Genomic DNA, 14,513 nt, shown 5'->3' on the forward strand with positions numbered 1-14,513 from the left:
CACAGAGACGGTAAACAGGTCATCCTCTCTGCTGATAATAAAGTGTTACTGTACTTTAGTTTTGACATCATCTAATCCTTTCGACGCCTCTTCGGCAGTTCATTTGCATTCATCTTCTTTATACTCACCTGACACCTCTAAGATGCCTTTTCCTCTAACGCTCACTACCAGGACACTTAATCCAAGCAGCTTAGAGGAGGTTTGGTACCTGCTCCTGTAAGCCGATACCGAGGGGCCCTCCCTCATCAATCAGACAGCATTGATTTGCTCACGCAAATCATTCATGTCGCTCAATAACCAGGATTCTGCTGTGCCTTTATTCCAGGATTCGCATTTATTTCCGTCTGCGGGATTGGAAGAATTGTTTTATTAAATGTCCTATCAATTGTTTTTGGTCTGGTGCTAATCGTTAATCCGCCGAATTCATCATTATAGGTAATTGTCTTATTGGTCCGGATTAAATCGAAGAAACGCTGACCTTCACCATATAATTCTTTACTTTTTTCATCTAAAATCATGTCGAGCGTAACCGTAGCTGGAGTAGCTGGTACTGCAGAAGGATTTCTTTGACGTATGGCATTCAAATAATTGGCAGCCTTTGTTGTGTTTGTAGAAAGGGCTGCCTCGGCTGCAATTAAATAAACTTCAGATAAACGGATTAGTTTAATGTTAACTGCTGTATTATTCGCTGTGCTTTTATCACCAGCTAAGGTTGTGCTACCACTATATTTATACAAGGCCCCTAACCTTGTCGCCGAACTTTCATCCCGAGCCATTACTCCACGTCGTATATCACTGGCTCCTTGATTTAAGCGGGTTAAAAAGTCTGTACTGGAATAGAAAAAACCTAACGCTGATGTTGTACCCACTCCCTTGTTTCGCTGGTAAACGCCTAATGAAGCCGCGCCAAGATCGTTCTCTAAAGGATTAACACCTAATTCGAAAATAGATTCAGATCCATATTGACTTTTCCATGAATCGACCCAATTTGCATTTGTATATAATGTATATAAAGCTGAGGCGCCAATAACTTCTTCGGCCGCTAGAAGCGATTTCGGCATATCATTCATGTATAAGTATACTCTCGCCTGGATGGCTTTATTTGAATAATAGTTGATATAACCATTTGTTTTTGTTTTTGGCAACAATGGCGCTGCATCATTTAAATCTTTAACAATCTGATTGTAAACCTGCTCTACTGTCGATCGTAATGGTTGTGCTTCGTACCCTTGCCTTGTTAATATTAAAGGAACGCCAAAAGATTGATTATTATCAGTATATGCTTTACCATACAACCTCACCAAATCGAAGTACATTAATGCCCTGGCAGTTAAGGCCTGCCCCTTGTAGGAAGCAAAACCAGTAGCGCCTAAAGCCTCTTGTTTGACTATTTCTTCAAGTAAATAATTGGTTTGTAGTATGCAAAAATAAATTTGCGACCAAAAACCAGAAAAACTATTGGTATTGGCATTTTGATTGTAATTATATAATGCATCTAAGCCCCGACCTTGCGAGTAAACAGTCATATCTCCTCCTTTAACATCGCCATATAGAAAGAAATTTCTTCCATAATATGAGGCATCTGTCATCTGATTCATCACACCGTTAATTACGATCTGTGCATCTCTCGGTGTTTGGATGGCCTTATTCGAATCGGCCGAATTACTCGGCGTCATATCTAAAAACTTTTTACATGATAGTATGCTTAACATGAAGATACTGATCAGTAGTATATTTATTCTTTTCATATTTTGAATCTCCTATATTAAAAACTAACTTCTAAACCAAAAGTGTAGGTCTTTCCAAACGGAGTTTCCCAACCTCTGGTACTATAATTTCCAACCTCAGGATCTGCTTCTTTGTATTTAGAAAATGTAAGCAGGTTAGAGCCATTAAAATATGCTCTAATATTTGAGGCACCAAGTTTAGATGCTATCCTCTCTGGAAAGCGATAAGCAAATAATACATTTTTCAATCTTAAAAAGCTAGCGCTATGTAATTGACGTGAACTGTACTGCATCGCATCGGTAAGGTCATTTCCAGAAAGTTTTGGCTGCGTACCTGAGGTATTTTGTGGAGTCCACATATTGTCGTAATAACTTTGCGATCTGATTCTTTCCCAATAGTAACCATCATCAGCTACATCCTTATAAGCACCATCATAAATCTGCCCACCCAATTTGTAGATAAAGTTTAAGCCTAAACTAAAACCTTTATATTCAACGTCTGTATTAATCCCACCAAAAACATCTGGATTACCATCGCCGATTACTACCCTGTTGGCATCATTATAATTGTAAGTTGCAGGTCTGCCATTAAAGTCGGTAGTTCCTGTTGCTGGTGTTGCTCCATTTAGATACCAAACATTTTTACCATTTTCAGGATTTACACCAGCCCATTCATAACCATAAAAACTAAGCATTGATAAACCTTCACTATACAGAAACTGTGCCCTTGCATCTCCACCTGTAGGGTCGTTCCATATAATATCATTTCCACGTGCTGTGCCTTCAGGCTTGTACAACTTGGTTACTTTAGACCTTGTAAATGATCCATTAATGCCTAAATCCCATTTAAACCCATTTTTATTAATCAGATTAGCATTCAAATCAAATTCGATGCCTTTATTGTTAATTTCCCCGATGTTTCTTAATGTGGAACTAAATCCTGTGGTCATCGATACCGGAACACCCAATAATAGATTTTTTGTATCTCTATTAAAAAACTCTACGGTACCGGTAATCCTTTTAAATAGACCAAACTCCAAGGCTATGTTTGTTGAGTAACTATTTTCCCATGTTAACAAAGGATTAGAAAGCGAAGCATACAATGCTGCAGGTTGGCCTAAGTATTTACTAGAAAATGAAGTCAACTCACGCCAGTCGTAGTTATTGGATGGTAATGTCCCATTTGTACCATATGACCCCCTCAATCTTAAGTTGTCAAGAAATGATACCTCTTTTAAAAAATCTTCACTATTAATTTTCCATGAGGCTCCAACAGACCAAAATGTGCCCCATCTATTAATATCGCCTAACCTTGATGATCCATCTCTTCTCAAAGAAGAAGTGATAAAGTATTTTTGGTTGAAACTATATTCTAAACGAGATAAACCAGAAACGATAGAGTTCCCCCAATTATATGCTGAAGATGAAGTAGTACCAGCAGTTGAAACACTTTGTAATTCGCTGCTACCCAAATCAACACCTGTAGCCCTTTGAAAATCGACCACATTTTTTTCAGCTTCAAAACCCGCCAATAAACTAATAGAATGTAATCCAAATTGTTTGCTGTAGTTAACTGTACTGGAAGAAACCATTTTATTATAGTTTGTTGTAATTTCATTTATGCTTCCATTATTGGTTAAGCCATTAAAATGAAGCGCACTATAATAAATGTGGTCATTAACCTGAGAGTTATCATAAGAAAATACAGATTTCACTATTAACTCAGGCAGTACATTTACCTGAATATAAGGATTGGCCACAAATCTCTTTGTAACCGATTTATTATCCCATTGATTATCATAGTAGATGTTATTCTGTGCTAAACTTCCGTATCTGGCTGTAAAAGGCTGACCAGTTTTATAATCGGTAGGCCAATATAGTGGCCATAAAAGATTTCTCGTTTGGAAGTAACTATTTGAACCGGTATTACGGGTATCGTTATAACCGCTCTGGGCCGATCTGGTAATACTTACGTTAGAACCAATTTCGACAAACTTACCCACTTTTTGGCTTAAGTTAATCCTTCCCGAATATCGGTCAAAATCGTTCACTTTGATTCTGCTTTGATCTCTGGTATAAGAAAATGAAGAATAATACTTCGTTTTTTCATCACCGCCACTTACAGCTAGATCGTTAGTTTGGTATTTCGCTGTTCTGAAAAGTGCATCTTCCCAATCAAAATACCGCCCTTCGCGGTTCTCTATTCCATCGGTCATACCAAGAATATTCACATTTGCATTTAGACCTGTTCCATCAGTAGTAAAACGATAGCCATGACGGTTAAACCTAGTATTTAGTTGCGTTAAGGCATAAGTATTTCCTGCCGCCTCGCTCTGACTAGCTGAAGTACGTACATCATGGAAAATACGATATAACATATTTACTTGCTCTTGTACGCCAGCTGTTTCATAATTATCGGTGGCCCAAGTTGGCGTTAAACCTAAAGATGTTCTAAATTCAATTTTAGGTTTCCCTAATTTTCCGCGTTTTGTATTGATTAACACTACGCCATTAGCGGCCCGTGAACCATACAATGAAGAAGCAGCGGCATCTTTAAGTATGGTTATACTTTCTATATCAGCGGGATTTATGGTATTCATAATATTATTGGTAGAGAAGGTATAATCACTTCCTTGGCCAATATTACCCGAAACAACCGGAACCCCATCAACTACATATAAAGGATCATTAGACGCATTTATAGATCCTATTCCCCTTATGCGAATGCTAGGGGTTGATCCTGCCTGACCAGAAGATGCAGTAACCTGCACACCTGCAGCCCTACCTGCTAAGGCATTTTGAAAGGAGGTAGATGGTGCGTCTTTTATTTTATCTTGATCGATTACAGCAGCAGAACCAGTATAACTGCCTCGTTTAGCTGTACCGTAAGCTATCACCATTACCTCATCTAGTTTATTTGCATCACCTGATAAAGTAACATCAACCTGCGAGCGCCCGCCAACAGCTACTTCTCGAGTAACAAAGCCTACTGATTTAAAAACCAGTGTAGCATTATTTGAGGGAATGGTAATACTGTATGTACCATCGCCACTGGTAGAAGAGCCCGTTGTACTGCCTTTAAGCAGTACACTTACTCCTGGAATGCCAACATTGCTTTCGTCTGTTACCTTTCCCTTTACAATTGTTTGGGCATAGGAAACTACGTAACAAGTTAAAATCCCTAATAACATTAGTAATTTTTTGTTCATAATGAAAGATTTAGGTTAATTGATTAGTTAAGTGGTTGTTAAAATACACAATTTAGCCAATCAAAATCCATTATGAACTTCGTGTTACAGAGATTACAAACGATAAAAAAGGAAAAATGCCGCATAAAACAGCAAAATCCTGCAAATTAGCGCCAGAATTTATGTTGCAACATTTTTATTACGAAATACTAGCAAGATGGTTGAGGAATAGAGATCCTGTTAATGATCTCATCAATAGCATCAGGATCAATCGCTACGTTTTTAGAAGCACACCACTTTTCTGATTTGTTGTCTAACCAGATACAAAAAGAGTGGTAACCATCTAAAACAACGGCATAAGTTTCGTGAAAATCATCTTGAATACGCATGCAAAATCCCTTAAAAATTTTGCCTCTAACAATGAATTGCAGGGTGGAATAATTTTCTAACATGGCTCATTATATTTTTGGTTAATTTACAACAAATTATAAACGAGAATGTTTCGTTAATTTAAAGGAATTAACAATTAATTCTTAAACTACCTGAAAAGGCTTAACCTATGTTTAACATGTTCGAATAGCCTTTAGCTATTAAACGCTTTTTTGAAGGTAAAAATATCTCGCATTGCAGATTTAATATTGTTCGTCCTCTTTTTACAATCGACGTTTCCGCAATAACTTCGTCGCCTTCGCTTGCAGTGGCAAAATAATCAATATAATTGTTTACCGTGGTATATCGTTCGTTTAATCCCATCGTAAAAACAGTTGCACCAATTAAATCATCAATAATGCCTGCAGTTACCCCACCATGTAAAATTTGATATGGATTGGTCATTTCTTTACGGATGGTATACTGGCAAACCAATACGCCGTTTTCTGCTTTGATTAAAACCGGCGCCAGCCAATTCATAAAGTTAGAGGGCGAATCGGTAATTACCTTGCCAATTGATTGCCTTAAAAAATTTAAACGCTGTTCGCTTAAAGAGAATTCCATATGAGGTAAAATGTTATGATGTAAGATGGATGAGGTAAAAGTAGGTAAAATGGGGCATAGTCCATAGTCCATAGTCCATAGAATGGAAAGGCTAACAGAGAGAAGATTTAATCGGGTATTTAAAAGAAAATGGAAGATATAAATACCTCCCATTTTCTAAACGAAACATTAACCCCTAAAACATGATTACCACAACCTTGTTATAGTTCTTTTATTCCTAAATTGGAATGATCACTTTGAAACTCAAATTCCTGCCCATATTGTAAATTCCTGATCGGCCATTGGGCGAACGGTTATAATATTCGAAATATTTTAATCTATTTAAATTTGATTGGTAGGCGATATTGAAAATATTATCGGCCTGAAGAAAAATATCGAATAAAGTTTTTCCTTTTTTAGTTTTCAGCGTTGACCCTATTCCTCCATTAATTAAAGTATAACCTGCAGTAAAGGTTTCGGTATTATCCAAAGCATAAAATTTATCCTGATCAGCGAAAAAAGCAGCATCAATTTTAATATAAGGCTTATCAAAAATACCTATAGGTTTTTGTGCAGTTGCCTTGATCTCCGTTCTCACCTGCAATGGCGGAATAAAAGGCAAATATTTGGCTTCCCTACCGTGTTTATTTAGGAGCTCCTGGTTCTGATTCAACCCAACCACATATGCCAGGCTATTGTTGAAACTTAACCATTTCATCGCTGAGGGGTGTAGATTTACCGAAATTTCTGCACCATACAACCTGGCTTTTGACTGCTGATATTGATAAGTTAAATTACCAGGGACTATAACCACAGGATTTCCATTGGCATCGGTTAAGCGCGATTGATAAATGTAGTTCTGAATATTGTTGTTAAACAGCTCCATACTTATATCTGCATCTTTTAAGTAGGCAATAATGCCAATATCTTCCTGAAGGTTAAACTCCGGCTTAAAGGTTCTGTTACCCAAGTACACAATGTGCGCACCGGGATCTAATCCGTTAGAACCAATTTCTGTAATATTTGGTGCACGGTAGCCCCTGGCAATATTGGCCTTAATAAGTAGTTTTTCAGAGATGTTGTAAGTTAGACCCAAACTTCCTGATAAGCCATAATAGTTTTTATCAAATGAAGGGAATTGCAATTTTCCGGTAGCATCGGTTGAGCTCACCTCTTTACCAAAACCGGTTTGTGCATTAGTACCTACATAAAAATCGCCCCAATTTATATTTCTCCTGTCTATCCTGATCCCTCCGGAAACATCTACTTTTCCCATCGATTTCTTTGCGAAATAAAAAGCACCGATATCGAAAAGATCATAATCCGGAATTGGGAAATCGGTAGCAGCCTTGCTCCTGTTACCCTGGTACATGCCATTTACCCCGATGGTACTTTCGATACCGGCAAAATCTGGCAGGTTGTATTTAAGATCGTAATTAAAAGTGTTCAACACTACATAAAGTCCAGCCTGGCTTGGCAATGTTGGGTGGTTATATTCTCTCCTAACACTTTGCTGCCCGCCGATTAATAAATTTAAATCACTCGTTCCAAATTTAAACTGACTGGTATTATAGAACCGATAATGTTGGATGTGCTGATGCAAGGGATTAATTGAGTAGCTATTCAGATCACCATCAGCAACAATTGGTCTGTTTTTGATATCATCTCCATCATCTAATACTTGTCTGGTAAATTTTCTAGATAGAGAATCTCTGCTACCATCAGGAATTTCCATTAAATTATCGTAATAGGTAATGGCAGTTTTAGAAAAACCCCAGGCTTTATCTACCCTAGCGCTAGCCGACAAATTGTATTCCCGAAAAGCTGTTCCATAAACCAGACCATCTATTTTATTTTCATAACTATGTGCCGTTTTCCCGGTCGCTCTAAAAGTATATTTCCAATCGTTTTTAATGTAAGCCAGCCCAAGCGAAGAACCAATCATGCCATTGTTGCTTTGGTAGTTTGCGGTAAAATCGCCTTTCAACTTGCCATCTTCAAAATTGGGGGTGTAAGGAATCATATTAATTACCCCGGCTAAGGCATCAGAACCATAGGTTAAGCTGGCAGGACCTTTTACTACTTCGGCCCTGGTAATGCCATATTCATCTACCTCAATTCCATGTTCATCGCCCCATTGCTGCCCCTCCTGCCTTAAACCATCATATAAAGTTAACACACGGTTATAACCTAAACCTCTAATAAATGGTTTAGAAACATTTGGACCAGTGGTAACAGCTGTAATGCCTGGTACCCCTTTAACAATGGCTTCGATCAGGTTTGTATTTACATTTTGATCCATTGACTTTTTAGAAAGTACGGCAATGGGTACAGGGCTTTTACGTAGCTGTGTAGCCCGGTTCACGCCCGTAATCACCACATCACTTAAATCTGATGCTAAACTTAATAAGTCGGCATTAACCAAGACTGTATCTCCTTTTAAGGTTACCTTAATTCTTTTTGACTGATAACCAATACCTGAAAAAACGAGATCGCAATTTCCAGAAGGAATTCCGCTTAATTGATACATGCCTGAACTACTCGATTTTGTTGATCCGTTAGTTCCTAAAATTTTAATGGTGATATTTTCTACAGGTTCATTTTGAGAGGTTACTACCCCCTTAATCATAACCTTTTGGGCGATGGTATTTAGCGATATAAAAAAACAGAAGCAATATAATAATAGGGATTTCATGAGTATAAAATGATTTGTCTAAATATAATTTTAGACAAATCTAAATTTTATTTTAAATATATCAAATTAAATATTTAGATAATATTTAACACACTTAAAATCAATGAATTTAAACAAATATAAAAGCGTTTAGCGGTGAGCGAAAAGCGAGTATATTAGGCGTTCTATTCGGAGTTCTAACATTTAGCCTAGGATTATTTTCGTTTTTAGCCGCAAAATTATTTTTTAAAAATTCAATGAACAGCGAGAATGCTTATCTAGCTGATTATAAATAACCTAAAAATTAAAGCGATATTAAACGAAGTTTTTTAAAAAATTTTTATCCGTATCCCCTTAAACAAACAGTTATTATGATTATCATTGGATACATAAGCGTGAATAAAACTTATAATACCTGAAGGATTGTTATCCTAAAGGAGTTTTTAAAACAGTACTAATCCTATAAACAGAATATATGTTGGTGATTAATAATTTCGAAGAGTATGAATCTCATCTAGGTAAAGAACTAGGCGTTTCGCAATGGCATACTATAGACCAAGAACAGATCAATAAATTTGCCGACGCAACCTTGGATCATCAATGGATACACACCGATCCAGAAAAAGCTAAAAATGAAGGACCATTTAAAGCAACAATAGCACATGGATATTTAACCTTGTCTTTAATTCCTTATTTATGGAAGCAGATTGCAGATGTACGTAATATTAAAATGGAAATCAATTATGGTATTGAACGTTTTAAATTTGGTCAGGCAGTTTTAGTGGATAGTGAAGTGCAGTTAAAAGCAAAATTAAATTGCATTAGCAATTTGAGGGGGATAACTAAAGTTACGATTCAAGCTACTCTTGTGATTAAAGACCAACCTAAACCAGCATATGTGGGTGATGTGGTATTCTTATACCATTTTATATAAAATCATTCAATTTTGGCAACATAATACCCATAGTTTTCATACCGAGAATATTGATATCGGGCAAATGATTTTGGCTAACGACATTTCCTATTGATATAGATGCATTTCGTTTCCTGGCTTCGACTGCTATGTTTGAAGTAATATTTTTTAAGGAATTAAGTGTTGCAAAATACTGACGATCTAGTGTTTTTATAGCATTCAGATTGCGATTTTTCTGTAGGTATTCTAGATTTACTTTTTCGCAACAATACTGCTGAATCTGATCTAAGTCTGCTAACTTTTCGGTTATTATAGATAGTGTTGATGCGGATAGATTAACCCCTTTAATGTCAACAACTTTGCCATCTTCAACTAAATAACTTAATCCATTGAACGATATGGTTTTGAGCAGAGTATTGTTTATGATTGCTGTGGGTTTTGGAAGCTGTTTTTTTAAATTAAAACCATCTTCAATCAGTGCTTTATTGTAACTAAACCGATCGGCTAAAAGTGCATTAATTAACTGGTTGCCATCCTTCATTTGCTCAGATATACTTGTACAGATAATAGGAGCAACTGTTAAATTCTTATTTGAGTTGCAACTAGTACAAATGAATAAAACAAACCTTAAAAGCGGCAAAATTTTATTTTCATGTTCAACAATTAATCAAATGCAAATTATGGAATTAACTGTTTATTGAACTTCACAATTACTGAACAATTTGCTTTACATTTTTTACGATGTGTTCTAGAAAAGTATACTCTTGCTTGCAATTATGTTGTTTTAATGATTAACTTCATTTATAAACATATAAGCGCAATTTCAACTTTCAATTTGGTTATTTAGGTTACTGAATTACAAAAAATGTTTTTTTAGATGACTATTTTCGGCACTAAACAAATAATTTTAATGTATGCGTAAAACTAGCGTAACTTATGTTTTAGGTGCGTAAATAAAAGCTATTACTGACAAATAATGGGGTGAAACTTCCTGTTAAAAAGGGCGCTCTCTTTCAGCAATCCTTAATGTTGGTCCTATTATAGGAGCCAGTTTATCACAAACATGAGAATACAAAAATCAACCAGCCGTGCTGAGCTTCAAACGCTCCGGGAGGGTGACTATATTACATACGAATCATATTCGGGGCAGATAAAAAAAATAGAAGTGCATCATTTTAGAAACGAACAACATTTTTATATCAAGCTTTGCAATATCAAACAAACCATACTCATTATCACATGATCAATACCTAGAAACCAGCGCTCATTTTTAATGATCCATGTATAAAATTAAAATGCTCGAGCCTGGTGCGGTAATTGGCGCCACTGCCGATCATGTTATGAATGCTAAAATTTAAGCCGATGGATCGCCCAATGTGTTATTTATTGAAACGATGCTTATCGCGAAATTTTGAAGTGGCTTGAGGGCAATATGCCCCATTACAGATCCATATGTAAAACACCATGGTGCTTTAAGTTCTTATGTGGTTGTTCACATAGAAGACCCGACAAAAATAAATGAAGTAAAAAACTGGCTAGCCGATAAACATACAAAAGCTGATCTAGCCAATGGTGCTAGACGGTACATTTAACGAAGCAACATACCCTTTAAAAGTCCATTTGAAGTTGTATGAACAATAAAGCAAAAATGGACTTTTAATGTTTAGCTAAAGTAAACAAATGTTTATATAAATGTTAACTATTACTAAACATTTGTTTAGTAAATTTACCGATAGTATATTTGACAACAAAAGTTCAAAAAATTAATTTATCTAATTTAATAGAAAGCAAATGTACCCTGAAATTAAGATGGTAGTATTCGACATGGCTGGCACCACAGTGAACGAAAACAACCTAGTTTATAAAACACTAATGAATGCAATAAATGCCGCTGGTTTTTCTTATACCCTTGATCAGGTTCTGGCTGTTGCAGCCGGAAAGGAAAAGAAAGAAGCAATCAGATCGGTACTTAAAACTTACGAAGGTTCTTTTGATGAAGCAACGGTTTTCGATATATATGAAGAATTTATTGGCAAACTGAAGCTGGCTTATGAAACTGAGGAAATTTTACCCCAGCCAGGTTCGGTTGAACTTTTTGAAAAACTTCGAAAAAACGGAATAATTTCGGTACTTAATACAGGTTATGACAGGGTTACGGCAGAGGCTATCCTGAACAGACTTGGCTGGAAGGCAGGTACCGACTTCGATACGCTCGTTACTGCTTCGGAAGTTGGCCAGAACAGGCCTGAACCTGATATGATTTTGTTGGCAATGAGACAACATGGTCTTACCGACGGTAAATCAGTTGTTAAAGTTGGAGATTCAAGTATCGATATTGAAGAAGGTAAAAATGCAGGTTGCGGCCTAAGCATTGGCATTACCACAGGAGCACATACGCAGAAACAATTAGAAGAAGCTAAACCTGACGCGGTAATAGACAATTTAATGGATATCCTGGCCATGGTAACCAAACAGAACTAAATCATTAAATAATTACTAATCGCATAAGCTTCCGGTTTCCTTAATCGTAACATTGAATCAATGGGAGAAACAACTTGAATTAGACACAAAAGGCTTTTGGTGTTATACCAGAAGCCTTTATAATAAAATTATAGTAATCCCTCTTCCTTCATTGAATCTTCCTGACCCACTTCATTTATATAGCGTAATATCTTAAAATTGCCTACATAATGATTCAATATATAATGTAAATCGAAATAATTTCTTTGGCTTCACATACTTTAAAACGGTAATAGCACGCTAATTATTCGCATATTGTATTCAGGAAATAGACATGAAAGATAATGGTGAATCCTGCGAAAGATGTTTTACCTGTTCTGTGATCTATATTATTCTAGTTAATCCGTAAGGCTAATTTCGATCACGAATTTTAATGACTGCAATCTTCCTCGTTAACACTTCAAGTTAACCTAAACTTAAAACCTTTTAAACAGGCAAAGCGTTTATTTTTAGATAACTTAGATCATAACTAAAATATAAGCATATGAATACTAAAGAAGTAGCTGACAAATTGGTACAGCTTTGCCGCGAAGGCAAACACGAACAGGCCATTGATGAACTTTACGCCGACAACGTTGTAAGCAAAGAGCCAAAAGGCTCACCAATGGAATTAACAGAAGGCAAGGATGCTGTTAAAAAGAAAACCATACAATGGGAAGAAAGTGTTGAAGAGATACATAGCTCTTCGTGCTCAGAACCAATTGTAGCAGAAAATCATTTTGCTATTGTAATGAACATTGATGCCACTTATAAAGCTCATGGAAGAATGGCGATGAGTGAGATCTGCGTTTATGAGGTTAAAGATGGGAAAATCGTAGCCGACGAGTTTTTCTATCGTATGGGTTAAAATATAAAAAGCCCAGATATCCATCTGGGCTTTTATAATCAACTAACCTAAACTTATAAATACTAACCAAATATTTATACCACAAAACTAAGGACCGATTATTAATTCAGTGTTAAATATGTATGACGTGTTAGCTGAAATTGGTTATATAGCATTAACTCATTAAATCGTAAAACACCGCTTAGTGAGTAAAAAATAATTAGAATCAATTTGCCTTGCCTGTTCTATGAAGGAAAATGTTTTATTACCTTTAAATAAATGAGCAATTTCTAACCATAAAACGTATAAAATTGATGACAATGCCCAATCAGCAAGACCTTTCAAAAAAACATCAACTCATTTCCGACCTATTTAAATGGCCCACTAAAGCTTCTGAGTGGGAACCTTACAAGCTCAGCAACGAGCAACTTGATTTTTTTAAAACGTTTGGATACGTTAGTGATATAAAGTTATTGGAGGAATGGCAGGTTGAGCGGTTAAACAAAGAATTAGCGGAAATTGTAGATCCTGCACACCCATTGAATGGGCTGTTTCATGAGTTTCACAGTAATGAATCTGCAGATCCTAATTCAGTATTATTTCATGCTTTGGGCGCCTGGCGCATTACCGAAAGCTTTCATGATGTAATATGGAATCCCGCTTTTGCAATGGCGGCCAGTCAAATTTTAGGCAATAAAAGTGTACGTTTCTGGCACGATCAGTTGTTCTGTAAACCCGCAAAACACGGAGGAGTTGTAGCCTGGCATCAGGATTATTCTTATTGGACACGCACCGGCCCCATGCAACATTTAACCTGCTGGGTTGGATTGGATGATGCAACCACAGAAAACGGTTGTTTATATTATGTACCTAAAAGCCATAACTGGGGCCTGTTGGATAAACCAGATTTAGCTGGTGATATGGAGGGCTTGATGCAGTATTCAACAGAAGAGCAGAAGGCCGAATTTAATCCTGTTCCTATCGAACTTAAAAAGGGATATGCCACCTTTCACCATCCTTTAATGGTTCATGGCTCCTTCCAAAATAAATCACCACGTTCAAGAAGCGCTTTCGTTTTAAATGTATTTACTGATGGTACCGAATCAAATACCAACGAAGCCTTACTTAAAGGAGTAGCGCCTATTATGGCAGGGCATAAAATGGAAGGGCAGTTTTTTCCTTTGATATTTTCTGCCGGTAGCCTTTAATCGCACTATTTCATTTTTTAATGCTTTATGTGCTGATTAATTAACCTTGAATACCTTGCATTTAGCCACGGAAGCACTGATACACAGAGTATTCATCGCTTTGCCTTGTCTTTAATCTGATCTGGAATCTTAAATATCTTTTTTTTCGTTCTGTGAGCACACAGGCCGATGGTAAAGTTTTAAATATAATCAATGAAACAGTTTATTGAACAGACCTATTTCCGGGCTTATTCTTTCTACTTCCGAGGTACCTTTTAATTCAATACACTAAGGAAAAAGAATCTCTGGCCTATTCTAATACCGGTTTCTAGTTTTAGCCCCTTAGATGTACCCGAAAATGAAATTTCTGTTGCTAACTTAACCGGCGAAGGCGTTCGTTTTTACGAGAATGACGGTATTTACGATTCCCGCTCACTTTTGTATGAAGGTTTTGGGCCTACGAGAAAGTGGCCGATATGGCGATGGATTATGTACCCTTATCTAAA

At 36.6% G+C, this 14,513-nt stretch carries 10 protein-coding genes; 4 read left to right on the plus strand and 6 right to left on the minus strand.

The genetic code is table 11. The features are described 5' to 3' along the window. Positions 1-290: 290 nt before the first annotated feature. The 5 genes from EZ456_RS13465 to EZ456_RS13485 form a co-directional block, all read right to left on the minus strand. The gene (locus EZ456_RS13465) at positions 291-1,748 is read right to left on the minus strand and encodes a RagB/SusD family nutrient uptake outer membrane protein (protein WP_131530964.1); all 1,458 of its coding nucleotides are present in this window, start codon (positions 1,746-1,748) and stop codon (positions 291-293) included. A 17-nt stretch (positions 1,749-1,765) separates the two neighbouring features. Next, on the minus strand, positions 1,766-4,936 hold the full coding sequence (locus EZ456_RS13470; protein ID WP_131530968.1) for a SusC/RagA family TonB-linked outer membrane protein: 3,171 nt from the start codon (positions 4,934-4,936) through the stop codon (positions 1,766-1,768). A 188-nt stretch (positions 4,937-5,124) separates the two neighbouring features. Further along, entirely contained in the window at positions 5,125-5,304 is a 180-nt protein-coding gene (locus tag EZ456_RS13475; RefSeq protein WP_131530970.1) for a hypothetical protein, read from the minus strand. A gap of 163 nt (positions 5,305-5,467) precedes the next feature. Continuing rightward, positions 5,468-5,908, minus strand: coding sequence for a PaaI family thioesterase (locus tag EZ456_RS13480; RefSeq protein WP_131530972.1), 441 nt, complete (start codon positions 5,906-5,908; stop codon positions 5,468-5,470). 217 nt (positions 5,909-6,125) lie between these two features. Next, on the minus strand, positions 6,126-8,516 hold the full coding sequence (locus tag EZ456_RS13485; RefSeq protein WP_225876543.1) for a TonB-dependent receptor: 2,391 nt from the start codon (positions 8,514-8,516) through the stop codon (positions 6,126-6,128). A 520-nt stretch (positions 8,517-9,036) separates the two neighbouring features. Between EZ456_RS13485 and EZ456_RS13490 the strand changes: the two genes are divergently transcribed. After that, entirely contained in the window at positions 9,037-9,495 is a 459-nt protein-coding gene (locus EZ456_RS13490) for a MaoC family dehydratase (RefSeq protein ID WP_029274701.1), read from the plus strand. On the opposite strand, the gene EZ456_RS13495 is transcribed toward EZ456_RS13490, so the two are convergent. Beyond that, positions 9,488-10,015, minus strand: a complete 528-nt coding sequence (locus tag EZ456_RS13495; RefSeq protein ID WP_131530976.1) for a hypothetical protein — start codon at positions 10,013-10,015, stop codon at positions 9,488-9,490. The two genes, EZ456_RS13490 and EZ456_RS13495, sit on opposite strands and share 8 nt — an antisense overlap. Positions 10,016-11,265: 1,250 nt before the next feature. On the opposite strand from EZ456_RS13495, the gene EZ456_RS13505 reads away from it, so the two are divergent. From EZ456_RS13505 to EZ456_RS13515, 3 genes are all read left to right on the plus strand, one after another. Further along, complete coding sequence (locus tag EZ456_RS13505) at positions 11,266-11,955, plus strand: phosphonatase-like hydrolase (RefSeq protein ID WP_205945090.1); 690 nt, start codon at positions 11,266-11,268, stop codon at positions 11,953-11,955. 523 nt (positions 11,956-12,478) lie between these two features. After that, positions 12,479-12,841, plus strand: a complete 363-nt coding sequence (locus EZ456_RS13510; protein ID WP_131530978.1) for a nuclear transport factor 2 family protein — start codon at positions 12,479-12,481, stop codon at positions 12,839-12,841. Between the two features lie 299 nt (positions 12,842-13,140). Then, positions 13,141-14,028 carry a phytanoyl-CoA dioxygenase family protein gene (locus tag EZ456_RS13515; RefSeq protein WP_131530980.1) on the plus strand — a complete coding sequence of 296 codons (888 nt, stop codon included), beginning with the start codon at positions 13,141-13,143 and terminating at the stop codon, positions 14,026-14,028. Positions 14,029-14,513 lie beyond the last annotated feature (485 nt).

It is taken from the genome of Pedobacter psychrodurus, assembly GCF_004331735.1.
GTDB lineage: Bacteria > Bacteroidota > Bacteroidia > Sphingobacteriales > Sphingobacteriaceae > Pedobacter > Pedobacter psychrodurus.

Coding starts and splice junctions, on each gene's coding strand:
- EZ456_RS13510 (WP_131530978.1), top strand. CDS start 12,479: ATGAATACTAAAGAAGTAGCTGACAAATTGGTACAGCTTTGCCGCGAA.
- EZ456_RS13480 (WP_131530972.1), bottom strand. CDS start 5,908: ATGGAATTCTCTTTAAGCGAACAGCGTTTAAATTTTTTAAGGCAATCA.
- EZ456_RS13515 (WP_131530980.1), top strand. CDS start 13,141: ATGCCCAATCAGCAAGACCTTTCAAAAAAACATCAACTCATTTCCGAC.
- EZ456_RS13485 (WP_225876543.1), bottom strand. CDS start 8,516: ATGATTAAGGGGGTAGTAACCTCTCAAAATGAACCTGTAGAAAATATC.
- EZ456_RS13490 (WP_029274701.1), top strand. CDS start 9,037: ATGTTGGTGATTAATAATTTCGAAGAGTATGAATCTCATCTAGGTAAA.
- EZ456_RS13495 (WP_131530976.1), bottom strand. CDS start 10,015: ATGAAGGATGGCAACCAGTTAATTAATGCACTTTTAGCCGATCGGTTT.
- EZ456_RS13470 (WP_131530968.1), bottom strand. CDS start 4,936: ATGAACAAAAAATTACTAATGTTATTAGGGATTTTAACTTGTTACGTA.
- EZ456_RS13475 (WP_131530970.1), bottom strand. CDS start 5,304: ATGCGTATTCAAGATGATTTTCACGAAACTTATGCCGTTGTTTTAGAT.
- EZ456_RS13505 (WP_205945090.1), top strand. CDS start 11,266: ATGTACCCTGAAATTAAGATGGTAGTATTCGACATGGCTGGCACCACA.
- EZ456_RS13465 (WP_131530964.1), bottom strand. CDS start 1,748: ATGAAAAGAATAAATATACTACTGATCAGTATCTTCATGTTAAGCATA.